Source organism: Dellaglioa sp. CoH-56-MRSF-13 (genome assembly GCF_056782095.1).
The window spans coordinates 339,077-362,829 of the sequence record NZ_JBXAYC010000002.1 but is presented as its reverse complement, the minus strand read 5'-3'; the positions used below and the strand labels follow the sequence as shown (position 1 = coordinate 362,829).

The window sequence follows — 23,753 nt, the reverse complement described above, 5'->3', positions numbered from 1 at the left end:
CGAACACAGAAGTTAAGCTTCTTAGCGCCAAGAGTAGTTGGGGGTCGCCCCCTGCGAGGGTAGGACGTTGCCATGCTTTTTTTATTATTTTATTCCGGCATAGCTCAGTTGGTAGAGCGCTTGACTGTTAATCAAGATGTCGCAGGTTCGAGTCCTACTGCCGGAGTTTTTATTTTGTAATGTGGAGAATTGTCTGAGTTGGTCTAAGGAGCATGATTGGAAATCATGTAAACGGGTTTCCTGTTTCAAGGGTTCGAATCCCTTATTCTCCGTTGCAAATTGACCCGTTGGTCAAGTGGTTAAGACACCGCCCTTTCACGGCGGTAACATGGGTTCAAATCCCGTACGGGTCATATAAAGTAAATAGTGTATGTTGGAGGTTTAGCTCAGTTGGGAGAGCGTCTGCCTTACAAGCAGAGGGTCACAGGTTCAAGCCCTGTAACCTCCATCGAAGGTCCTATGGTATAGGGGTTATTACGTCCGCCTGTCACGCGGAAGATCACCGGTTCAAATCCGGTTAGGACCGTTTAATGGCTCAGTAGCTCAGTTGGTAGAGCAATGGATTGAAGCTCCATGTGTCGGCAGTTCGATTCTGTCCTGCGCCATTTATTTATAATATTTTGCGGGTGTAGTTTAGTGGTAAAACCACAGCCTTCCAAGCTGTTGTCGCGAGTTCGATTCTCGTCACCCGCTTTTATGATTTTGGGCCTATAGCTCAGCTGGTTTAGAGCGCACGCCTGATAAGCGTGAGGTCGATGGTTCGAGTCCATTTAGGCCCATCAATAATTTATGGAGAAGTACTCAAGTGGCTGAAGAGGCGCCCCTGCTAAGGGTGTAGGTCGTGAAAATGGCGCGAGGGTTCGAATCCCTCCTTCTCCGTTTTTCGTGTTATGACCCGTTGGTCAAGTGGTTAAGACACCGCCCTTTCACGGCGGTAACATGGGTTCAAATCCCGTACGGGTCAGTTTAATATTATCGCGGGATGGAGCAGTCTGGTAGCTCGTCGGGCTCATAACCCGAAGGTCGTAGGTTCAAATCCTGCTCCCGCAATTGGTCCTATGGTATAGGGGTTATTACGTCCGCCTGTCACGCGGAAGATCACCGGTTCAAATCCGGTTAGGACCGTCACAGGTATTATTGGAACCTAAACTTTTATAGTTGAGGTTCTTTTTTTAATTTTATTTACTTTAAGGAGATAAAAATGACTGAAAAACATCTATTCACGTCAGAATCGGTATCAGAGGGTCATCCGGATAAGGTTGCAGATCAAATAAGTGATGCAATATTAGATGCACTTTTAGAAAAGGATCCTAATGCTAGGGTTGCTTGCGAAACAACTGTAACAACTGGTTTAGTTCTTGTAGTTGGTGAAATATCAACAAATGCCTACGTTGATATTCAGCAGGTAGTAAGACGAACTATTAAGGAAATTGGATATATTAATTCACAAGTTGGTTTTGATGGTGATAATTGTGCTGTTATGGTTGCTATAGATGAACAATCTCCTGATATTGCATTAGGTGTTGATACATCTTTAGAAACTAAAAACGGTGATTTAGATCCTTTAGATCAGATTGGTGCAGGTGATCAAGGATTAATGTTCGGATATGCGGTAGACGAAACACCGGAACTCATGCCATTACCGATTTCAATTAGTCACAAATTAATGCAACGTGTTGCAAGTTTACGAAAAAATAAGGAATTAGAATACTTAAGACCTGATGCTAAGGCACAGGTAACTGTTGAATATAATGATAAAGGTCAACCATTTAGAATTGACACTGTTGTTATTTCTACACAACATGATGAAAAAACGGAATTGAAACAAATTCAAGATGATATGATTGAAAAAGTAATTAAAGTTATTATTGACCCTGATTTGTTGGATTCAGATACAAAGTATTATATTAATCCAACCGGACGATTTGTTATCGGTGGTCCAAAGGGTGATGCTGGACTTACTGGAAGAAAAATAATTGTTGATACATATGGTGGATATGCACATCATGGTGGAGGTGCTTTCTCCGGTAAAGATGCAACAAAAGTTGATCGTTCAGCTAGTTATGCTGCTCGCTATATTGCAAAAAATATAGTTGCAGCTAAAATTGCATCACAGGTTGAGGTTCAACTTGCGTATGCAATTGGGGTTGCTCAACCTGTATCAATTAATATTAATACATTTGGTACATCTAAATATGACGAATTGGATTTAGTTCAAGCTGTTCGTAAAATTTTTGATTTACGGCCTGCAGGAATTATTGAAATGTTAGACTTACGTCGCCCAATATATAAACAGACAGCAGCATATGGTCATTTTGGTCGTACAGATATTGACTTACCTTGGGAAAAAACAGATAAGATTAAAAGTTTACTTAACGAATTAAATTAAAATAAAAAATGACTTTATTAAATATCATTTTAATAGAGTCATTTTTTATTTAGGAGGTACTTTATGAATTCAAAAACAAATGTAAAATTAGTTACAATTGCTATATTTGTAGCAACATTTTTAACAGCCGTTGAAGGAACAATTGTTTCAACAGCTATGCCAACTATTGTTGGTGAACTTCATGGTGTTTCATTAATGAATTGGGTTTTTTCAATATATTTATTAACTAATGCCATGATGACACCAATATACGGTAAGCTCGCAGATGTTTTAGGACGTAAACCAGTATTTATTTTTGGTCTTGTCATATTTTTGGTTGGTTCAACTCTCTGTGGATTTTCTAATAGTATGGCCACATTAATTATTTCGCGGGCTATTCAAGGTATCGGGGCGGGTGCTATAATGCCAGTGTCATTTACTATAATTGCTGATATTTATTCTGTGGACAAACGTGCTAAAATAATGGGATTAAACGGATCTGCTTGGGGTATAGCGTCAATAGTTGCACCATTGTTAGGTGGTTTCATTGTTGATCATCTTAATTGGCACTGGGTATTTTTCATTAATTTACCTATTGGGTTAGTGACGATAGCAATGATACAAATTTTTTTCAAAGAAAAGCGAAGAATTATGAGTTCAAAAATAGATTTTTTAGGCAGTATATTATTAATGCTTAGTATTTTATCTATTTTATATAGTTTTCAACGTTGGGGCGATGATGGTATAGACCTGATTGTTTTAATTTCTTTCTTTATATTTATTATGTCGCTTTTATTATTTATTCAATGGGAAAAAAGAGTTGAAGATCCAATTATTTCATTGAAACTTTTTAATAATAGAACATTTGTGATTCAAAATGTAGTAGCAGCATTAATATCTGGATTTTTAATTGGATTTGAAGTTTATATACCAACATGGACTCAAGGAATATTAGGATTAAAAGCATCAATGGCAGGATTTGCAGTAACACCCAGTTCCATCTTATGGATAGCTGGTTCCTTTTTTGCTGGAAGTATGATGGCAGCTTGGACACCAAAAAAAGTTTTATCGATTAGTCTATTTTTTATTTTAGTGGGTGCCATTGCACTAGGTACTTTGCCTATAAATACACCTTTTTATCTTTTCTTTATCATTTCGGCTGTACTAGGGATTGGATTTGGGATTACCATTACAACTACGACAGTTACTGCACAGAGTTTAGTACCACAGGCTGACGTAGGTGTGGCTACATCATTTAATACTTTAAGTCGTACATTAGGACAAACATTAATGATTTCAGTCTTTGGGATCATATTTAATACACAAATGCATAAGGAAATAGTAAAAACACCTGGAACAAAGGACAGCATGATGGATATTTTAATTAATCCGCAAACGGCTAACCAACTACCGCAACATTTAATACCAAAATTACGTGAAGTTTTGTATCAAGGTCTTCATGGGATATATATAGCAGGTATTTTTATTGTAATTCTTGCAATTATTATTAATTTATTCGATAAAAAGACTAAAGATTATTTGCAATAACAGGGTTCGTTTGCTACACTAAAAATAATATAAAACGATTAAGAGGAACTAGTAAAGTAACTAACTATTTCAGCGAGTATATGGGAGTGGAAATATACATAGTTGGTTATTTGAACTCATCCTTGAGTTTTCTCACTGAACGGTAGTAGGTGCGAACGTTATTTCACGTTATGAAAAAGAGTCAGTATTTTATACTGGAATAATAGGTGGTACCGCGGAAAATTCGTCCTATAGAAGTTTATCTTCTATAGGACTTTTTTGTATATATAATCAGAAAGGAAGTAATACACATGGCATATAACCATAAAGAAATCGAACAAAAATGGCAAGCATTTTGGGATGCAAATCAGACATTTAAAACGACTGAAGATCCTGAAAAGAAAAATTATTATGCATTAGATATGTTTCCGTATCCATCCGGGCAAGGACTTCATGTTGGACATCCAGAAGGTTTCACGGCTACAGATATTTTGGCTCGAATGAAGAGAATGCAAGGATTTAATGTCTTACATCCAATGGGATGGGATGCCTTTGGTCTTCCAGCTGAACAGTATGCACTTGATACTGGACATAGCCCTAAAGCATTTACTAAAACGAATACTGATAATTTTAGGCGTCAAATTAAATCCTTGGGACTTTCATATGATTGGAGTCGTGAGTTAAATACGACTGATCCTGATTATTATAAATGGACACAATGGATTTTTGAAAAATTATATGAAAAAGGTTTAGCGTATGAAGATGAAGTTGCCGTTAACTGGAGTCCTGATTTAGGAACTGTTGTTGCTAATGAAGAAGTTATTGATGGTAAAACAGAACGTGGCGGGTACCCAATTGTCAGAAAACCAATGCGCCAATGGGTCTTAAAAATTACTGCTTATGCTGATCGCTTACTTTCAGATTTAGACGATTTAGATTGGCCAGATAGCATCAAAGAGCAACAAAGAAATTGGATTGGAAAATCAACTGGTGCTAGCGTTAACTTTAAAGTCGATCAACATGATGATATAAAAATTGATGTCTTTACGACACGTCCTGAAACTATTTATGGTGTTTCTTATATTATTGTCGCACCAGAATTAGATATAATTGATAAAATTACTATTGATTCTCAAAAGGATGCTGTTAAGGCTTATCAAAAAGAAATAGAAGTTAAGTCAGATTTAGAGAGAACTGATTTAGCTAAAGATAAAACTGGGGTATTTACTGGTTCTTACGCAATAAATCCTGTAAATGGTAAAAAATTACCAATTTGGATTGCTGATTATGTTCTAGCATCGTATGGAACTGGTGCTGTTATGGCAGTACCTGCACATGATGAAAGAGATTTCGAATTTGCAACTAAATATGGATTGGATATTTTACCCGTTATAGAAGGACCTGAAATAACTGATGAAGCAAATACTGAACCTGGTAAATATATTAATTCTGGTTTTTTAAATGGCTTAGTGAAAGCTGATGCTATCGAAAAAGCTATTGCTTGGATGGAAGATAATAACATTGGTGAAAAGAAAACAAATTATAAATTACGTGATTGGTTATTTTCAAGACAACGATATTGGGGTGAACCAATTCCTATTATTCACTGGGAAGATGGCGAAACAACAACAGTCCCTGTAGATCAGTTACCACTTGAATTACCTGAAGCAACGGATATTAAACCCTCTGGAACAGGTGAGAGTCCATTAGCCAACTTAACTGACTGGATTAATGTTGTCGACGAAAATGGGCGTAAAGGTAAACGTGAAACGAATACGATGCCACAATGGGCTGGTAGTTCATGGTACTTTGTTCGTTTTATTGATCCACATAACCCTAATGAAATTGCTGACCATAAAAAGTTAGAAGAATGGTTACCTGTTGACGTTTATGTTGGGGGTGCAGAACATGCTGTGTTACATTTGCTATACGCAAGGTTCTGGCATAAATTCTTGTACGATATTGGCGTTGTACCTACTAAAGAGCCGTTCCAAAAGTTAGTTAATCAAGGGATGATTTTGGGCGATAATCATGAAAAAATGTCTAAGTCTAAAGGTAACGTGGTTAATCCAGATGATATCGTTGAACGTTTTGGTGCGGATACTTTGCGCCTTTATGAAATGTTTATGGGTCCATTAGATGCCTCAATTGCTTGGAGCGAAGATGGGTTAAATGGTTCGCATAAATTTATTGAACGTATTTGGCGTTTAATTATGGATGAAGATAATCAAATTAGCGCAGCTATTGTTGATAAAAATGATGGTGAACTTGATAAGATTTATAATCAAACAGTAAAAAAAGTAACTGAAGATTACGAAGCACTTCATTTTAATACAGCTATTTCACAATTGATGATTTTTGTTAATGAAGCTTTTAAAGTTAAATCGTTAGCTAAAGAACAAGTTGAAGGATTTATTCAATTGATTGCACCAATAGCGCCACACATGGCTGAAGAAGTTTGGTCGTTGTTAGGAAATAAGGAATCAATTAGTTATGCTGCATGGCCAATATTTGATGAAAGTAAACTTGTTGAAAATACAGTTGAAATTGTCTTACAAGTAAATGGTAAAGTGCGTCAACATAGCGTGGTTTCAAAAGATGCAACTAAAGATGAATTAGAAAAAATGGCTTTAAATGATGACAAAATTAAAGAAGAACTTGAAGGTAAAACAATTCGAAAAGTAATTGCTGTCCCTGGTAAGTTAGTTAATATTGTCGCAAATTAAAGCTTTAATTTAAGTAAACGGGGACTACAAAATTATCGATATTTTGTGGTTCCTATTTATTTTTGGTTAAAATTCAAAAAATAAATTGCAACTGAATTTTAAAAGCTATAAAATGGTAAGATTAAGTATGATCAGAAAGTAGGGTACAAAAGTAATGGATGAAGATATCGAAGTAGAGGGCCAAGCAGCTTCTGAACAAAATGACGCTAAACAAAAGATGTTGCAAGGATCAGCTTGGATGACTGCTGGTAGTATTTTTTCAAGAGTTTTAGGGGCAATTTATATTATTCCATGGAATATGTGGTTGGGACCAGATAGATTACAAGCTAATGCACTTTATAGTATGGGTTATAACGTTTACAGTTTCTTCTTAATGATTGCTGTTGCTGGTGTTCCTTCAGCCGTAGCTAAGCAGGTTGCGCATTACAATGCACAAAATGAATATGGTATTGGAAGACGCCTATTTAAATATGGGATGGCTTTAATGGCGATTATGGGTGTAGTCTGTGCAGTAATATTATGGATTATCGCACCATACATTACAAGTGGTGATAAGAATGTGATTCCAGTCTTTAGATCCTTATCTTGGGCATTATTGATTATTCCTATGATGAGTTTAATACGAGGCTTTTTTCAAGGCTATCAGGAAATGGCTCCGTCAGCAATTTCACAGTTCTTTGAACAAATTGCTCGAGTTATTTATATGCTTGCCGCAACTTTTATCATCATGAAAATTAGTCATGGTAGTTATATTACAGGTGTAACGCAGTCAACTTTTGCGGCTTTTATTGGGGCCTTAGGCGGAATGCTAGTTTTAGTATGGTATTTTTATCGTCGAAAACCAGAATTGGATCGATTAGTTGCCAATAGTGATAATAAGTTAACAATTTCTACCAAACAAATTATTAAAGAAGTTATCAGGGAATCTATTCCTTTTATTATTATTGGCGCTGCCATTACGATTTTTGGATTGATTGATCAGTATACCTTCTTTGGTATTATGAGCCATGTTACAAACTACTCACGAACGATTCAAAATGAACTGTGGGCATTATTTAGTTTTAATGCTAATAAATTAGTTATGATTATTATTTCTATTGCGTCTGCCATGTCTATTACAGCTATTCCGTTATTATCTGAGGCATATACAAGAAATGATAAAAAGGCTTTGAGTGAACAAACTTCTGACACCTTACAATTGTTCTTTTTCGTAATGTTACCTTGTGCCTTAGGGATGGCAGCTGTTGCTCACCCACTATATGTTGTTTTCTATGGGTATGATCCAGTTGGAATCTATGTTTTACAATTTTCAGCGTATGAATCAATCTTCTTAGGATTATTCACAGTTGTTTCTGCTATTTTACAAGGTGTTTATCAAAATAAAAAAGCAATTATATATTTTGTCGTTGGAGTGGTAGTTAAATTAATTGTTCAATATCCATTAGTAGCTTGGTTAGGTGCCTTTGGGCCATTAGCAGCTACAGGGATCGGGATGGGCGTAAGTTCATGGCTAATGATTCGCTCATTACACAAAATGTTCCATTTAAATGTAAAATTAATACAAACAAGATTAAATAAAATGATGCTTTATGCACTAATAACATTTTTTACCGCATTTATAGTAGTAAAAATTGCTTATCTATTTTTACCAATAGACAGCCGAATTAGTGCAATTATCACAATTATTGCTGCCGCTGGATTAGGTGGCTACATATATATTTACTTCAGTTTAAAAACAAGATTAGCCGACAAAATATTGGGCGAACGGGTTGCTGGATTACGCCGTAGATTGAGAATTAAGTGAGGTTTAATTTAAAATGAGAATTGATAAATTTTTGACGGAAACGCAATTTGGTACAAGAAGTGATGTTCGAAAAATTATTAAACAGAAGAAAGTGATTGTTGATGGCGAGTTAATCACTAGCATTAAACTTCAGGTTAGTCCATCAAAATCGGTTATTCAGGTAGATGGTGATGTAATTCACTATCAAAAATATTATTATTATCTTTTAAATAAACCAGCAGGTGTGTTAACGGCAACTAAAGATAGGAAACAAAAGACAGTGATGGATTTGTTCAATAGCGTCGATTATCGGGATGATTTATTTCCAGTTGGACGGTTGGATAAGGATACAACTGGACTATTGCTTATTACAAATGATGGACAATTAGGTCATCAGATGTTGTCACCAAAACATCATATCGATAAAGTGTACTTTGCTAAAGTTGATGGGCAAGTGACTACTGACGATGTGATTAAATTTGAAACCGGATTGCTATTAAAAGATGGGATGCAAACTAAACCTGCAAAATTAATTGTTGAATCTTATAATAGTGATTCAAATATCTCAGAAGTTTTAATTACGATTACTGAAGGTAAGTATCATCAAATCAAACGAATGTTTGGAGCTATCGGTATGAAAGTTATCAGACTTGAACGTAAAAAAATGGCTACTTTAGAGTTAGAACCAACGCTATCGTTAGGCCGCTATCGTGCTTTAACAGATGAAGAAATTGAATCAATCAAATAGAAAATTGTTGGCGTAACTAGCCAGCAATTTTTTATTATTTTATTTGTTTTTGATGTTCCTTTATTGAGTAGTAAGGTCTATCAATATATCTAACTGAATACGCTTTTAAATACCGATTATTAAAATTTTGTGATAAAATGGGCTTACTAATATTTTAGGAGGAATTCAAATGAGTATAGATTGGAAAGCAGAAGTTGAAAAGCGTCAAGACGCCTTATTAGAAGATTTATTTGCAATGTTAAAAATTGAAAGTGTTCGTGATGAATCAATTGCAACAACTGAAGCACCTTTAGGTCCAGGACCTAAAGCTGGGTTAGATAAATTCTTAGAAATTGGAACGCGTGATGGTTTTGAAACATTAAACCTTGATGGTTTAGCCGGACATATCGAATTTGGTGAGGGGGATGAAACGTTAGGTATTTTAGCTCACGTTGACGTTATGCCTGCTGGTAACGGTTGGGATACTGATCCATTCACACCAGTCGTGAAAGATGGTCGAATTTATGCTCGCGGTGCCTCAGATGATAAAGGACCAGGAATGGCTGCATATTATGGTTTAAAAATCATTCAAGAATTAGGATTACCAGTTTCTAAAAAAGTTCGATTTATTATTGGAACGGATGAAGAAAGTGGTTGGAGAGGAATGACTCATTACCTTGAAAATATGCCTGAACCTGATTTTGGATTTTCACCAGATGCATTTTTCCCAATCATTAATGGTGAAAAGGGAAATATTACTTACTTCTTAAACTTTAAAGGATCAAATGGAGATAAGGATCAATTGCTTGAATTTGATGCTGGCCTCCGTGAAAATATGGTTCCTCGCGATGCTAAAGCTGTTATTAAAACAGAAGACGGCGCTGAGATGGAAGAAGTATTTAACGATTTTATTGCTGCTAATATTGTTACAGGTAAAATGGAACGCAATAATGATATTGTGACTATCTCGATGGTAGGAAAAGCAGCCCATGCACAAGAACCTAAAAATGGAGAAAATGCCGGAACTTTCTTGGCATTATTCTTGAACCAATTTAATTTTGGTGGGGATGCTGCTAACTATCTTCGTTTGGCTGCTGATTACTTACACAGAGATTCACGTATGAACAACTTTAGTATTGCCTTCACTGATGATATCATGGGCGATTTAACGATGAATTCTGGAATTTTCACATTTAAAGCTGATAAAGGTGGACAAATTGCCTTGAATTTCCGCTTCCCTAAAGGTATGACGGAAGTAGATATTAAACGTGGTCTTGAAAATGTAACAAATGAAATGAATGTTGTAATTGAAGCAGGTAGGTTACAAGGACCTCATTACGTTTCACCAGAAGATCCTTTGGTTAAAACATTATTAGGTGTTTATACGAAACAAACTGGCGAAAAAGCTGAAGGTTTAGTCGTTGGTGGTGGGACGTATGGTCGTCTCCTAAAACGTGGTGTTGCTTTTGGTGCAATGTTCCCAGGTGTACCTGATACAATGCATCAGGCCAATGAATTTATTCCTTTAGATGACGTGCTGAAAGCTGCTGCCATATATGCTGAAGGAATATACGAATTGATCAAGTAAATAATTAATTTTATATACTTGTATGATACTAATATACATTTAGGATGGCTTTTTTTAAAAGATTTATCATCTTTAAAGTATCGTTAATATGTAATCATTTGTAAAAAATAATGTAACCTATACCCCTAATGTTGAAAAACGTTAGGGGTATTTTTATGATTAAATTTCCACTTTAATACAAAATTTAAACCGTTTAAACATAGTTAATGGGAACTAAATTGAAGACGTAAGTTAGTAAACAGTATGGTATCAGTAGAAGCGTATTTTCAGTCTTCGTCACAATATTTGAATTAAAACTTCAAAATATTATGTAAGCGATTAACATGGTGTTATAATAATTCTGGTTCAAAGTTTGTTTTTAGTTTACTATGTATCAGATTATATTCAATTTGTTCGTGGATAGAATGAAAAATAGTCACTTTTATGAGGTGGTCAAATGAAGTTAGTAGTAGATAATGTATCAAGAGGAAGTATTCTAAAAGACGTTTCTTTTTATCTCAATCAAGGAGATAAAATTGCTCTCGTTGGTTTAAATGGATCAGGAAAAACAACCATTCTGAATATTATGATGGAGTTATTAATGCCATCAACGGGGAAAATAATTAAAACTAATGTTAAATTAGCGACTGTTTTTCAAAACAATGTTCTTGATGATGATTTGACCGTTATTCAAAACTTACGTTTCAGAATTAAAAATAAAGAAAAAATAAAAAGTATTCAGGAAAAAATGAAAAACTTGAACATCAATGAGTCCTTAAAGTATTCTAGCTTATCTGGTGGGCAGAAACGTATTGTTAATTATTTAAGAGCGATTGCTGTAGAGCCGAATTGCTTACTATTAGATGAAATGTCAGCTGGAATTGATGTTGATATACGTCAATTAATTTGGAATGATCTTGATGAGTATTTAAAAGAGAATAATTGTGGTGTGTTATTTACTACTCATCTATTAAGCGAATTAGAAAATGCCAATAAAATTATTTTCGTATCAAATGGAACTGTTAAATATTTTGGAGAAATGGTTACATTTATGAATAAAATTTCAAAAGTTAAATTAATTTTGAATAAAACTGAAGATGATAGGTATTTTAATACGTCTGCAGAAGCAGTGAGATTTATTGAAGATAATCATTTGATAAATGAAAACTTTGAAATAAGAAAGGCAACCTATACTGACTTATTTAAAAATATGGAGGAAGGAATTTAAGGATGAATAAACAGTTTATTCAAAGAAACATTCTAATTTTCATAAAAGATAAAGTTGGTATCTTTTTTTCATTTTTAGGTATGGTTATAAGTCTTGTAATTTATATATTTTTTCTTCGCTCTAATTTAGTCGATTCTTTGGCTGGAATTAATCATAGTGAACAGTTTATTGATACATGGATGATTTCTGGGTTGATTTCTATTGTCTCAATGACTAGTACACTAATCGCATTTGGTCAAAAACTGGAAGATAAAAAGAATAAGAGATTAGATGATTTTATTGTTAACAGTCAAATAAAAAGTAGTACAATTAATCAATTGTATACTTTGACGTCAGTCATGGAAGGTATTGTGTCGACATTTATTTTCTCATTAATATGTTATGCGTATCTATCTCTAACTTATCATTATAATGCTTATAATGTAACATTTTTTGTAGTATTTCTATTTAATGTTTTACTAATTGTATTTTCAAGTTTACTGTTTTCATTGGTGACAGATTTTTTAAATACTACGTCTAGTTTTTCATCATTGTCAGCAATTGTTGGTACTATGTCCGGTTTTCTTTCAGGAACTTATATTGTTTATGGGGATCTTCCAGCTTTTATGCAGCATACTTTAAAATTGTGGCCTGGTTATCAAATCGCAGCTATTGCACGCTATGAAAGTATTAAAAATATCAGGATAGGAAATAACTCTATTTTGTTCTCGTCACTAGGAATTAGTTCTGATTTTTTGCAAGCTATACTTATAACGATTATATTTGGAATACTACTAATAATTATTTCAATATTTACAAATGTTTATCATAAAGATTGATTTTAATTTGAAAAAAAGAACCTTATGTTACCTATATGTTAATATCAGTTCTGCTAATTTCAAAGAGTTGATTATAAAGAAAATTAATAAATAGAGGATGAAAACAAATCAAAAAGAGATACTCGAGGGTGGCGATTAAAATATTCGTTCAATGCAACGAAATTTAAATAAAAATTATACAGCTTATTTTGGTATTCTACCTAGCGATGGTATTTATGGAACGAGAAACATATGTTTACACGCTAAAAGAAACAAAATAAATAATTTCTATGTTTCAAATATGTCAACGGGATGGAGTGGAAACTTAGGGTTCCCAATGCCTGAGGGTTGGGACTTTGATCAATTTACTGAATATACGCATGGTGGAGTTGATATTGATCAAGTCTCTTCATCAGGTAAGGATTTAGGCTGTAAGAATTTTGATGTATCGGAGGATATATCTGTAAATAAGGTGACACATCGATTTATTAAATCAGTGCAAATGTTAAATTCTTTTAAAGATATAACATTTGAAATGGGAAAAACATATGGTCCTACGGTTCTTCCAGGGATAGATGCATGGCTTACAGTTAAAGATAGTTGGAGTGTAGAGACAGGAAATTCATCTTCTCCATTTACCATTCACAATGGTAAATGGAGAGTTCTTTTCAAAATGATATAGCTGATATAATGAAGATTAAATATGGTGTTATTAATTATTTAGATACCATGGGAATAGTTAATCGTATTGCGGGTAATCTCCAAAACGGGATGTTAATAATGGGAGTTGCAACAAGGGCAGAAGAACCTTGGCAAATTGGTATGAAGATAACGTATAATGAATCATATACAGAGGGTGATGAAAGTAATAAAATATCAGATACGATTGAAATTTATTATAAGCAACCAGTGGTTAGTCCCATATATCCCGAAGTTTCGTATAATTATGTTTATGATATAGTTAGTGGATTGGAAATTGTCGGAGCATGGATTGTTATTGGTCAGCGGTTATCATGGCTGTAGCGTTTGTTGCTTCTATACCAGAATTATTAGTAGCAGCTCCAGCAGTTGCTGCTTTTGGACTTTTGGTTGATACATTGCCACAAGAATAAAGAATATAGGAGATAATATAGATGGCAATTCCAGCAATGCTAACGGTGTTATTATTTGTGTTTATGATGAATTTATATCTTACTCTTTCTATAGTAAGGATAAAAAAGTCAATAAATAATGGTAATAAAAAGATTGAGAAAGAAAAAGATAGATTAAAAGAATTTAGAGGAGATAAATAATGAGCGAGCCTAATTTATTTATTATTTTATTTGTATTATTTTTAATCTTTATCGTACAATTTGTATATTTTTTAAATATTAAAAATAAATTGCTTGAATTATCGTATGAAATAACTAAAATTAGGGAAGAATTACTAAACATAACAATTGTTAAAGTTTTGAATTTAGAAAAAAAATTAAAAGATAAAGAATAAATGTATGATAAAAAACAAGGTATTCAGATATATTTCTGATCCCCTTGTTTTTTATCTAAAGTAGGTAGACAACAAACTGAATAGTTTAGTGTCTATACTGAGTATGTAGTATAATTACTACGATAAGTTAGTCTTAAAACTTAGACATTAAACAACTACATAAATAAAGCGTAGATATGAATGTGTATCAACGTTATTTAATATATTTTTGAAGGAAAGATAGAAACTGGAATGAGAAAAGCATTAGTTAAACATTTACATTTTAATGATACAGTTGCTTATTGGACAGCACATACGATTGTTTTTATTTACCTGTAAGGAGATGAACTAATGCAAATACAACCTATTTTTTGGGCAATTATCGCGATATTAATAACAGTTTTCTTTCCTTCACGCCAATGGTTAGAACGACATCATTTAGATTATTTTATTCTTGTTACGTACGTAATAATATTAATAGTAATGGTTGTAGCCATACCTTATAGAAAAAGTACTGGCTTGAATGAGATTTATATTGTGAGTGCTTTTATCATCTATGAACTAGGCTATTTATTTATATATAAAAGATTAAAAAAATAAATTAACGTGAGAAAAAATTGTAGAAGAACATTTCTACAATTTTTTATTTGATTAGATAATTTAAAAAGCAAACTCTTTAATAATTAAGGAGTTTGCTTTTTTGTTAAACAGAGTGTATTAAATCAGGTATTGATCTACCATATTTTATTAGCTTGGTATAAATATCAGGGTCTGTATGAGGTAGGTCTTTCCTGTCTGTATATATATAATTACCGAACGGGTCTGTATAGACGATACAATATACACAGTGCCTAGACATGCCCATATCAGGTAACGGATAGCTCATCGTTATTGGTTCACTTGCTAAGGCGAGAATCCTAGGGGTACCAAAATCATTGTGGTTTTTAAAAAACTGCTTAAAATCAGGTAACACGACAGAACTTTCATTCATAGTAGGAATGATGATAACATCATGAATAACATAATTTGAATAGTTTGTAATGGTTACCTGAGGTATCCCTGTTTCAGTAGAGTAAGAACTAGCAGATGCCGTAATACGCGATGATATTTGAATAATATTTTTTTGCCTTTCATATTGTTCTTGACGCTTACTTATTTTATTGCTGTTGTGAGAAAGAAATAGCACTAAATATTGCGGCGGAGGCAGCAAAAATGGCTGGTAAAGTCGCAACGAAAGATTGTAAATAAGTCATAGTATTTTTTCTCCTTTTTAAATAGTATATGAAACATATTCATTTTATTAATTAAAAAATCCAACTCGTAAATAAATACGAATTGGATCAATATATACGGTAAATTAGATGTTAACCACACAAAAACCACATAAAAGTTGGTTAAACGATGGTATATCAATGATAACAATGCGCCTGACAGGAATCGAACCTGCACTTGGAAACCCAAACAGCGATCTGAACGCTGCGCGTCTGCCAGTTCCGCCACAAGCGCAAAATAAATTACTTTGAAAACTCAATAACAGTACCGTAGCCATGTAAAACTAAGAATCTTGGGGCAATCGTTACACGAACAGTTTGTGGTTCGAAATGAACGTTAATAATCCCGTCGCCACCTTTATTAATTGCGCGTTCTGCTAGTTCTGCTTGGACACGATCATATAAGGTATCAAAATCATCTACACGATCAATTTCATCGGCTTCTAGTACAATCTTGGCTGTCGCATTAACGATGCCTTTAATAGCATAAGAACGGTTAACATCTCCGGTTGTTAAGAACATATAAATCACTCCTTGAGTAATAGTTTAAGATAAAAATGCTAGATTGACAAGGATTAAAAAAACTAGCCTCAAGAGTTAGTCTCAACTAGGCTAGTTTTGTAGGTTACATGAAGATACGGTAGTTACGTTTATTAATTGAAATTAATTCTTTAGCCTTACTCTTTGAACTGAATTTAAGTAAATTTTTGATTAAACGTTCTAATTTTTCGTCATCTTTAGAAACTTTTTCAAAAATATCATTGTCAATCTTTATTGTTAGATCTTCCTTTTTGCTTGGAACCTTAAATGTTTTAGAAGTTTCATCGCTTGTGATGAAGTTTTTCTCAAGATCTGCTAATAAATTTTTGCTCATATGTTTTCTTCCTCCAGTTTCTTACTATATTAATCATAACACCTAGATGACTAAAATCATAGGAAATGAAAAAAGATAAAAATGTTATTAAGAGAATTAGATAATAATTTTGCTTTATAAATCTAATTTTGAAAGTATTGCAGGGATGTCGACTCCATCAGGGCTTTTTAAGATTAGCGATTGTTTATCAGTGAAATTAAATTTTTCCAATAATTTTTGATTTACTTCTTCTTGTTCGTATTTCAGCGTTTGTACATTGGTAAACTGTTCAGATTTAAAAGATTTAAGCAGGGCTTTTAATAAATGTGTCGCGATACCTTGTTGTTCTTCGTTTTTCGAAACTAATAATAGACCAATCCAAACGGATTGAACTTCAGGATAATCTGTTAAAAAATCAATCATAGCTACTAATTTATCTGCTTTGAAGAAGCCCAGTGTCCATTTTTGATCACTTTTAACTGACAACGGGATCGAAGTTAAATCAGATTTTATTTCTTCAATGGCTAAATCTTGTTTACCTTGGAGTTTTAGGTAAGTAGATTGACTTTTTTCTAATTCTAACATTTGAGTTAGATCTTTTTCGGTTAACTCTCGAACCACGTAGGGGGCACTAAAAATAGAAATCCTTTTTAATAACATACTGAAAACCTTCTTTATTTCAAATTTTGTAGGTAAAACGCTAACATCTAATACAATTTTAATGATATACTGTAACTACAAATAAAAGATATGGGGTGGCAAATATGGAACAAGAATATAAAAATATTTTAGTCCCAGTTGATGGATCAGATTCAGCTGAAAAAGCATTAAAGCGTGCAGTAGAAAGTGCTAAAGCAAACCATGCACATTTAGATATTTTAAACGTAATTGATACGCGTCAATTTTCTGTAAGTTTTTCAGGAATGATGGATGGGGGCGGTTCAATCGTCTATCAGACTTTTGAAGATACAGAAGCATATATGAATGAATTAAAAGAAGATATTGTAAAAAATGGGTTTACAGATGTTGATATTCATATTCGTTTTGGTAGTCCTAAAACAGTAATTGCCAAAGATTTTATTGAAGATCATCATTCAGATTTAATTATCATGGGTCAATCTGGCTTGAAGGCAGTGGAAAGAATGTTAATGGGTGCAGTTACAAATTACGTTACTCGTTTAGCACCTTGTGATGTCTTAGTTGTTAAATAATAAAGAGGGTTGCGTAATTTAGCAACTCTTTTATTATTTATAGGACTAACTCAGTATAAAGTAAAAATGAATTAAAAAATAGTCATATTAGATTAAAAGAGAGAAGGGGTACTGGTGGAAATAGGTTTATATTTAGTTATGGCAATTTTGATTATTTATAATGTTAAGTTGTCTCTACAATTAACTAAAGTGCGTCAAGCTAATGTTAGAACTGTGGACTCACTAGGTCCTGAAGAGACTAAAATATTAGCAGACTACGCAATTGAGAAACGAAAATGGCAAGTCCTTGGCAATGGAATGTTCTTTTTAGCTCTCGTTTGCGCTTTTATTGGAACAACAATAGAAACGAGTTATTTTGTAACACTTTATGTTGTAACAATGATTGCTGTGAATCGTTCAAGAATAAGAGTCAATAAGCTGTTATTATTAGATAATTAATGTTGCATTAAAAGTCTATATCTTAAATTAAAGAATTCACAAAAGTTAGGTATAAGTAACCTAATTTTTGAGGAACTTAATATTTGGGAAAGGCTTATTTTTTTTAAATGAATAAATGTTGTGACATGTTAGCTGATCTTAGAGAGAATTTCGTATGTGTAGTGGTGCCATCCAGATGACTAACTTTATAAAAAGTAGTTTAGCATGGTAAAACAGATTTTTTAAATTAATGGTTAATAAATAGTAAAGATTCTTACTGAGCATCAATGTTTTTAAGTAACTATGATATTCTAAAATTAAGCGAAATTCCTGGAGGGTTATTGTGAAACGATTTAAATATTATTCAATTTCCTTGTTAAAGGGATTAGCGTCTTTAATTATTCTTTTAGCAATTGGAAATTTGATAGGTCCATCTAATTGGCGGTTATTAATTAATTATTATTTAATTTTGAATTTTTTAACTTTTTATCCATATAATCTCGAGTTAAATGGATTAAATAAAAAATTAGTGCAAAAAGTTAAAATTGACGAGGTAGAGGAACCACACTCTAGACAAGAAATGAATACACGTAAAGTATCAACTGAAAATTTAACGCGCTTATTAATTTATGTCATGCAATTTGCAGGGTTAATCCTAATTGCTCCTGGTCAATTCATGTATTACTATTTAATCAAAAATTGAATTTTAATGATATCTCCACTGTTGATTAGATGACAGTGGGGATATTTTTTTAGAAAATTATTTGACAAAAGAATCAAAAACACATATAGTCATAATATCGTTAATGAGGTTAACGGAACGAATAATCGTTAATGCCATTAACTAAAAAGAGAGGGTGGATAATTTTGTTCAAAGAATTTATGTCAAAGAATAAGAGGTCAGTTGCGTATATCGCAATTGCATGTTTAATTCCAAGTTTAATTGCATATGGAACCTATAAGTTAGTTTCAAGTAAGCAACAAATGGACACAGGAAATTTAAAAGTAGCTATTATAAATAACGATGAAGAAGCATCATTTAATGGAAAATCAATTGACGTTGGTAAGGAAGTTACTAAAATTCTTAAAACCAATAAACAAGCCAAATGGGAGTTTGTTAGCGCAGAAACTGCGAAAAAACATTTAGATTCAGGCGATTATACAATGTCAGTTACATTGCCAAGTAATTTTTCAAAAAACGCAACAACTGCACTTGATGAAACGCCAAAAGTGAGTTTGTTAAAAACAAAACAATCAGATACAAATAACTATGTTTCGCAATTGATTACAAAACAGGTTGCAGAACAATTGAAATCACAAGTTTTAACTAATATCCAAAAAGCGTATGATTCTGCATTACTTGGTTCCGTTAAACAATTAGGTTCAGGTGTTAAAGAAGCCTCAACTGGTGTAAAAACGTTAAATAAAGGAACCGTTAAATTAAAAAATGGTAGTAAAGAAGTTACTAGAAATTTAAATACATTGGCAACAAGTATGGTGACCTTTGATAAAGGTAATCAGACATTAAAAACAGGATTAAATACTTATACAACTGGGGTTGATACTTTAGCTGATGGTGTAAATACCTATACAACTGGTGTAGGTACACTGGTGAATGGTAATAATCAATTAGCCTCAGGAATTAATACACTTGTTGCTAGTGCACCAACCTTATCAAATGGTGTGACTCAATATGTTGATGGGAATAAAACATTAGATGCGGGACTTTCTACGTTGCAAACTGGCGGATCTACATTAGCAGCTGGTGTAGGCACGTTAGCAACTGGTGCAACTACATTAAATTCGAACTCGAATGATTTAAATAATGGTGCGAAAACATTAGCTGCAAGTATGTCAGGTAGCCAATCGTTACCGATGGCGGTAGCAGGTTTAACAGCATATTCAACTGGTATTAAAACTGGTGTAACTCAAATTCAAACAAGATTAAAATCTCGTAGCGAAATTATTAATCATATTCCTGAAATAATTCAACAAATTAAAGATACAAAGCAAGGATCAAAAGAATTAAAAGCTGAACTTGAAGAAATTTCAGGATCAATTGAAACATTACAAGCATTACCTGGATTAGTAACAAAATTGATGGCGGCAGGGGATAAATTAACAACTGTTCAAACTCAAATGAATGCAATTAATTCAGATACAACACAAAAGATGTTTAGTTTGACATTAGCTAAAGGTCAGGCATCGACTTCTAACAAGAAGGTTCGTACGATGATTAATGACTCAACAACAATGAGCCAAAAAGAAAAAGACACTGTTTTACAACAAATCACAAAAACAGATACAGCAATAACAACTGTTGGTACAAATATAACTGGGGTAAGTAAAAATTTAACAGATACAAAAGCGATGTTAGAGGCAGTGATGAGTGATGTAGGTGGCTTAATGGCTGAATTTAAATCAACAATGGGTGATGTAGATCTTAAAGCCATGTTGGAAAAATTTGCTAAAATTTCGACACAAGCAACTGCATTATTGAGTAATACTGATACCTTGACGAGCGATTCAATGATTGGTCTTTTAGGTGATACAAAAGACTTGAGTGATCAAATTGATTCATTAGTGATAGCATCAAATGCTAATGCACAAGTTGCTGGTAAATTAAATGCTAGTGTTAATGGTGCTGGTGTTGATGTTACAAGTGAAAAAACAATTAATGCAACAATTAAGAATTCAATCATGACAGGTAGTATTAACAAATTGTCAGCTGGTATCTTAGGATATACAGCAGGAACAGGACAAGTAACTGATGGTATTAATCAATTAAATAGTAATGTACCAACTTTAATAACAGGTGTTACTGCTTTAAGAGCAGGATCGCAAAAACTTGTTACAGCAGGTGGACAACTTGAGGCAGGAACACAAACGTTAGTTTCAGGTGGTACACAATTGAAAGCAGGATCTGATAAGCTTGTTAGTGGTGGTACACAATTGACAACTGCTAGTACACAATTGACAGATGGAAGTTCGAAATTAAAAGCGGCAAGTACACAATTAACAGATGGTGATACACAATTGGCAGCTGCTAGTCCTCAATTAGTTGATGGCTCACAAAAATTAGCTGATGGGTCTAAACAAGTAACATCAGGATTGGATACAGCTAATGATGGTGTAACATTATTAAATACTAAATTAGCAGCAGGAGCATCACAGGTTGGTAATATCAATTCATCTCCAAAAAATGTGGCTCAATTCGTTGAACCTGTTAAAACAGAAACTGAAAGTGACAATCTCGCTAAAACTTTGAAAAATACATTTGCCCCATTAGTGATTGTTTTATCATTATTTGTCGGTGCAATTGTAACTCAATTAATTTTATTCAGATACCGTAAGAAGAATGAATTATCACAAAACTGGTTACAGAACCTTTTCCTAATGTTATTTATTTCTGTTATTCAAACAGCAGGAGTTCTCTTATTAACATTATTCTTTAGTGTAACAATTGAACATCCAATTAGTTTCGTAATCTTTACGTTCTTATCGGGAATAATCTTTACTCTTTTATGTGTGGTAATTGACGAACTCCTTGGAACAATGGGTATTCTCTTATCTTTAGCATTACTACTCGTACAATTAGTGATTACAGGACAAGTTATTCCAAATACGATGTTATCAAATGCTTATCAAGTATTTGCAGAGTTCTTACCTGTTACACATGTATTAAATGGCTTCACATATGCAATTAATAGCCAAGGTTCTGGTATGATTGGTTCAGTGCTTGCATTACTTGTTACAGCCGTAGTACTGGGTGTGGTTTGGACGTTTGTAAATCGTAAACAATTAACGGTATCAACTGAAAAAGAAAAATAGAGATACAGTTGATTAGATATAGTAATTAACCGCGTTTTATGCTAAATTTAACTGTAGGTAGAACATGCAGAGGAGAATTAGCAATGACAACAACTAAGTTAATGGATGACTATATTAGTATGTATTTAGGAACTTTTAAGAATGTGGAAGGATTCATTTCACAACCTACTAGTGAGTTTAATTTATCTTTTGAACAATTCTTGATTTTAAAAGATATCCATAGCACTGAAGATATAAGCATGGTTGATATCGCTAAAAAAAGAAATGTTTCAAGGAGTGCAATTGCACGCCAATTAAACGTACTAAAACAATTAAGATACATCTATCAAGAACAAGACACAGTTGATAGAAGAAGAATAAACCTACGCTTGTCTGATCAGGGTGCAAAAGTAGAACGAGTTGTGACTGAGTCAATTAAGAAACGGTTTGATACTTGGGTAAATGTTTTAGGTGAAGATAAGGCAGTTCTACTGCTTAGTTTAATGAAAGAATTCGGGCAAAAAATAATGGTAGACAGAAAATAAAATTCTGTGTACCATTTTTTGCTTGAAAGTGTTGTATGCGTTTTCTATAAGTAGTATATTAGTTTAATATACTACTTAAAAAAATAATTGTTTTTTAAGGATTAAATTAATACCAAATGAAATCATTATTGGAGGAAGAATATGACAAAAATTATTGCAATTAACGCAGGTAGTTCAAGTTTAAAATTCCAATTATTTAGCATGCCAGAGGAAACTGTTATTGCTAAAGGATTGATTGAAAGAATTGGACTTAAAGACTCAATTTTAACGATTAAATATGGTAACGGAAAAAAATATGAAGATGTATTAGATATCGACAATCATTCAGTAGGTGTACAGTTATTACTTAAATTATTGCTTCAATTGGATATTATTGCTGATTTTAATGAAATTTCCGGTGTTGGACATCGCGTTGTTGCTGGTGGTGAATATTTCAAAAAATCAACATTAGTAAATGCCGATACAATTGCAAAAATTAATGAATTATCTGAATTAGCACCATTACATAATCCAGCTAATCTTTTAGGTATCCAGGCATTTGAAGAAATCTTACCAGATGCAGTAAGTGTCGCTGTATTTGATACAGCCTTCCATCAGACGATGCCAGAAGAAAGTTACATGTACAGTGTACCTTATGAATGGTATGAAAAATATGCCGCAAGACGTTATGGTGCTCATGGGACAAGCGTTCGTTATGTCGTCTCAGAAGCCGAAAAACTAATTGATAAAGACCCTAAAGAGTTAAAATTAATTACATTACATTTAGGTGCAGGAGCATCAATTACAGCTACAGTTGGTGGTAAATCAATTGATACATCAATGGGCTTTACACCACTTGCTGGAATTACCATGGCAACACGTTCAGGTGATGTAGATGTATCGTTAGTTGCTTACATGATGAGACAATTAAAAATTACTGATATAGATGAAATGATTAATATTTTGAATCGTGAATCTGGGCTAGTTGGTATTTCAGGGATTTCTCCTGATATGCGTGATGTTAAAGCTCAATTAGGAAAAAATCCTCGTGCTGATTTAGCTGTTAAAATCTATGTTCAAAATATTATTAAATATATTGGTCAATACATTGCAGAAATGCAAGGGGTTGATGGTATTATTTTCACTGCTGGTCTTGGTGAGAATGATCGGATTGTACGTCGTCGCGTTATTGAACATTTAGCATATTTAGGTGTTGGCTTTGATGCTGAAAATAACGAAAAAATGGGTGAACAGGTTATGCTTAGCACGCCAGAGTCTGCCGTTAAGATTTTTGCGATACCTACTGATGAAGAATTAGTTATTGCACGCGATGTTCAATCATTAATGTAAAAATAACCATTTAAAATAGTAGCTTAAAATAAGAGGGATATCACATTGTGATGTCTTTTTTATTTTGTAACATAACGGTAATATTTAAAGGGTTAACAAGTTATTAAAAAAGTGTTAAATTAGACATTA

At 33.2% G+C, this 23,753-nt stretch carries 22 protein-coding genes, 13 tRNA genes, 1 rRNA gene and 1 other annotated feature; of the genes, 32 read left to right on the top strand and 4 right to left on the bottom strand.

Annotated elements, in window-relative coordinates; genetic code table 11:
• The 26 genes from rrf to AC1RP1_RS03555 form a co-directional block, all read left to right on the top strand.
• Nucleotides 1-76, top strand: a 5S ribosomal RNA gene (rrf, locus tag AC1RP1_RS03680); the annotation flags it as partial.
• A 17-nt stretch (nt 77-93) separates the two neighbouring features.
• Nucleotides 94-166, top strand: a tRNA-Asn gene (locus AC1RP1_RS03675).
• 17 nt (nt 167-183) lie between these two features.
• Nucleotides 184-272 (top strand) — tRNA-Ser (locus AC1RP1_RS03670).
• Between the two features lie 9 nt (nt 273-281).
• Nucleotides 282-353 (top strand) — tRNA-Glu (locus tag AC1RP1_RS03665).
• Between the two features lie 22 nt (nt 354-375).
• Nucleotides 376-448: transfer RNA gene (locus AC1RP1_RS03660), tRNA-Val, on the top strand.
• Nucleotides 449-453: 5 nt separating this feature from the next.
• Nucleotides 454-526: transfer RNA gene (locus AC1RP1_RS03655), tRNA-Asp, on the top strand.
• A 6-nt stretch (nt 527-532) separates the two neighbouring features.
• Nucleotides 533-605, top strand: a tRNA-Phe gene (locus AC1RP1_RS03650).
• A gap of 17 nt (nt 606-622) precedes the next feature.
• Nucleotides 623-693 (top strand) — tRNA-Gly (locus tag AC1RP1_RS03645).
• 11 nt (nt 694-704) lie between these two features.
• A tRNA-Ile gene (locus AC1RP1_RS03640) sits at nt 705-779 on the top strand.
• A 12-nt stretch (nt 780-791) separates the two neighbouring features.
• Nucleotides 792-879 (top strand) — tRNA-Ser (locus AC1RP1_RS03635).
• 13 nt (nt 880-892) lie between these two features.
• A tRNA-Glu gene (locus tag AC1RP1_RS03630) sits at nt 893-964 on the top strand.
• A 12-nt stretch (nt 965-976) separates the two neighbouring features.
• Nucleotides 977-1,050: transfer RNA gene (locus tag AC1RP1_RS03625), tRNA-Met, on the top strand.
• A 2-nt stretch (nt 1,051-1,052) separates the two neighbouring features.
• Nucleotides 1,053-1,125, top strand: a tRNA-Asp gene (locus AC1RP1_RS03620).
• A gap of 76 nt (nt 1,126-1,201) precedes the next feature.
• Nucleotides 1,202-2,389 (top strand): methionine adenosyltransferase, encoded by a 1,188-nt coding sequence (metK, locus tag AC1RP1_RS03615; RefSeq protein WP_481761151.1) that lies wholly within the window; start codon nt 1,202-1,204, stop codon nt 2,387-2,389.
• A gap of 63 nt (nt 2,390-2,452) precedes the next feature.
• Nucleotides 2,453-3,916: an MDR family MFS transporter gene (locus AC1RP1_RS03610; RefSeq protein WP_481761152.1), complete on the top strand. Its 1,464-nt coding sequence runs from the start codon at nt 2,453-2,455 to the stop codon at nt 3,914-3,916.
• 28 nt (nt 3,917-3,944) lie between these two features.
• Nucleotides 3,945-4,150, top strand: a binding site (T-box leader).
• Between the two features lie 56 nt (nt 4,151-4,206).
• Nucleotides 4,207-6,621 carry a leucine--tRNA ligase gene (gene leuS, locus AC1RP1_RS03605; RefSeq protein WP_481761153.1) on the top strand — a complete coding sequence of 805 codons (2,415 nt, stop codon included), beginning with the start codon at nt 4,207-4,209 and terminating at the stop codon, nt 6,619-6,621.
• 154 nt (nt 6,622-6,775) lie between these two features.
• Nucleotides 6,776-8,425, top strand: coding sequence for a putative polysaccharide biosynthesis protein (locus AC1RP1_RS03600; RefSeq protein WP_481761154.1), 1,650 nt, complete (start codon nt 6,776-6,778; stop codon nt 8,423-8,425).
• Between the two features lie 13 nt (nt 8,426-8,438).
• On the top strand, nt 8,439-9,152 hold the full coding sequence (locus tag AC1RP1_RS03595) for a pseudouridine synthase (protein WP_481761155.1): 714 nt from the start codon (nt 8,439-8,441) through the stop codon (nt 9,150-9,152).
• A 169-nt stretch (nt 9,153-9,321) separates the two neighbouring features.
• The gene (gene pepV, locus AC1RP1_RS03590) at nt 9,322-10,719 is read left to right on the top strand and encodes a dipeptidase PepV (protein WP_481761156.1); all 1,398 of its coding nucleotides are present in this window, start codon (nt 9,322-9,324) and stop codon (nt 10,717-10,719) included.
• 436 nt (nt 10,720-11,155) lie between these two features.
• The gene (locus AC1RP1_RS03585) at nt 11,156-11,926 is read left to right on the top strand and encodes an ATP-binding cassette domain-containing protein (RefSeq protein WP_481761157.1); all 771 of its coding nucleotides are present in this window, start codon (nt 11,156-11,158) and stop codon (nt 11,924-11,926) included.
• 137 nt (nt 11,927-12,063) lie between these two features.
• The gene (locus tag AC1RP1_RS03580) at nt 12,064-12,744 is read left to right on the top strand and encodes a hypothetical protein (RefSeq protein WP_481761158.1); all 681 of its coding nucleotides are present in this window, start codon (nt 12,064-12,066) and stop codon (nt 12,742-12,744) included.
• A gap of 151 nt (nt 12,745-12,895) precedes the next feature.
• Nucleotides 12,896-13,405 (top strand): hypothetical protein, encoded by a 510-nt coding sequence (locus tag AC1RP1_RS03575; RefSeq protein ID WP_481761159.1) that lies wholly within the window; start codon nt 12,896-12,898, stop codon nt 13,403-13,405.
• Nucleotides 13,378-13,746 (top strand): hypothetical protein, encoded by a 369-nt coding sequence (locus tag AC1RP1_RS03570; protein WP_481761160.1) that lies wholly within the window; start codon nt 13,378-13,380, stop codon nt 13,744-13,746. Before AC1RP1_RS03575 ends, AC1RP1_RS03570 begins: the two co-directional genes overlap by 28 nt.
• Nucleotides 13,747-13,856: 110 nt before the next feature.
• Complete coding sequence (locus AC1RP1_RS03565; protein ID WP_481761161.1) at nt 13,857-14,015, top strand: hypothetical protein; 159 nt, start codon at nt 13,857-13,859, stop codon at nt 14,013-14,015.
• Nucleotides 14,015-14,209, top strand: a complete 195-nt coding sequence (locus tag AC1RP1_RS03560) for a hypothetical protein (RefSeq protein WP_481761162.1) — start codon at nt 14,015-14,017, stop codon at nt 14,207-14,209. The genes AC1RP1_RS03565 and AC1RP1_RS03560 overlap by 1 nt, the downstream gene beginning before the upstream one ends.
• A 330-nt stretch (nt 14,210-14,539) precedes the next feature.
• Nucleotides 14,540-14,788 carry a hypothetical protein gene (locus tag AC1RP1_RS03555; RefSeq protein WP_481761163.1) on the top strand — a complete coding sequence of 83 codons (249 nt, stop codon included), beginning with the start codon at nt 14,540-14,542 and terminating at the stop codon, nt 14,786-14,788.
• An 822-nt stretch (nt 14,789-15,610) separates the two neighbouring features.
• Here the strand turns inward: AC1RP1_RS03555 and AC1RP1_RS03550 are convergent.
• From AC1RP1_RS03550 to AC1RP1_RS03535, 4 genes are all read right to left on the bottom strand, one after another.
• Nucleotides 15,611-15,694: transfer RNA gene (locus AC1RP1_RS03550), tRNA-Leu, on the bottom strand.
• Between the two features lie 8 nt (nt 15,695-15,702).
• Nucleotides 15,703-15,981: a hypothetical protein gene (locus tag AC1RP1_RS03545; protein ID WP_409022736.1), complete on the bottom strand. Its 279-nt coding sequence runs from the start codon at nt 15,979-15,981 to the stop codon at nt 15,703-15,705.
• Between the two features lie 103 nt (nt 15,982-16,084).
• Nucleotides 16,085-16,333, bottom strand: coding sequence for a hypothetical protein (locus tag AC1RP1_RS03540; RefSeq protein ID WP_057973335.1), 249 nt, complete (start codon nt 16,331-16,333; stop codon nt 16,085-16,087).
• Nucleotides 16,334-16,447: 114 nt separating this feature from the next.
• Nucleotides 16,448-16,972: a GNAT family N-acetyltransferase gene (locus tag AC1RP1_RS03535; protein WP_481761164.1), complete on the bottom strand. Its 525-nt coding sequence runs from the start codon at nt 16,970-16,972 to the stop codon at nt 16,448-16,450.
• Nucleotides 16,973-17,076: 104 nt separating this feature from the next.
• On the opposite strand from AC1RP1_RS03535, the gene AC1RP1_RS03530 reads away from it, so the two are divergent.
• From AC1RP1_RS03530 to AC1RP1_RS03505, 6 genes are all read left to right on the top strand, one after another.
• On the top strand, nt 17,077-17,523 hold the full coding sequence (locus tag AC1RP1_RS03530) for a universal stress protein (protein WP_481761165.1): 447 nt from the start codon (nt 17,077-17,079) through the stop codon (nt 17,521-17,523).
• A 114-nt stretch (nt 17,524-17,637) separates the two neighbouring features.
• A complete protein-coding gene (locus AC1RP1_RS03525; protein ID WP_481761166.1) occupies nt 17,638-17,961 on the top strand; it encodes a hypothetical protein in 324 nt (107 codons plus the stop codon).
• A 322-nt stretch (nt 17,962-18,283) separates the two neighbouring features.
• Nucleotides 18,284-18,643 (top strand): hypothetical protein, encoded by a 360-nt coding sequence (locus AC1RP1_RS03520; RefSeq protein WP_481761167.1) that lies wholly within the window; start codon nt 18,284-18,286, stop codon nt 18,641-18,643.
• A 164-nt stretch (nt 18,644-18,807) separates the two neighbouring features.
• On the top strand, nt 18,808-21,771 hold the full coding sequence (locus AC1RP1_RS03515; RefSeq protein ID WP_481761168.1) for a YhgE/Pip family protein: 2,964 nt from the start codon (nt 18,808-18,810) through the stop codon (nt 21,769-21,771).
• 83 nt (nt 21,772-21,854) lie between these two features.
• On the top strand, nt 21,855-22,295 hold the full coding sequence (locus tag AC1RP1_RS03510; protein WP_409022730.1) for a MarR family transcriptional regulator: 441 nt from the start codon (nt 21,855-21,857) through the stop codon (nt 22,293-22,295).
• A gap of 141 nt (nt 22,296-22,436) precedes the next feature.
• Nucleotides 22,437-23,624, top strand: coding sequence for an acetate/propionate family kinase (locus tag AC1RP1_RS03505; RefSeq protein ID WP_481761169.1), 1,188 nt, complete (start codon nt 22,437-22,439; stop codon nt 23,622-23,624).
• The last annotated feature ends 129 nt before the right edge of the window (nt 23,625-23,753 follow it).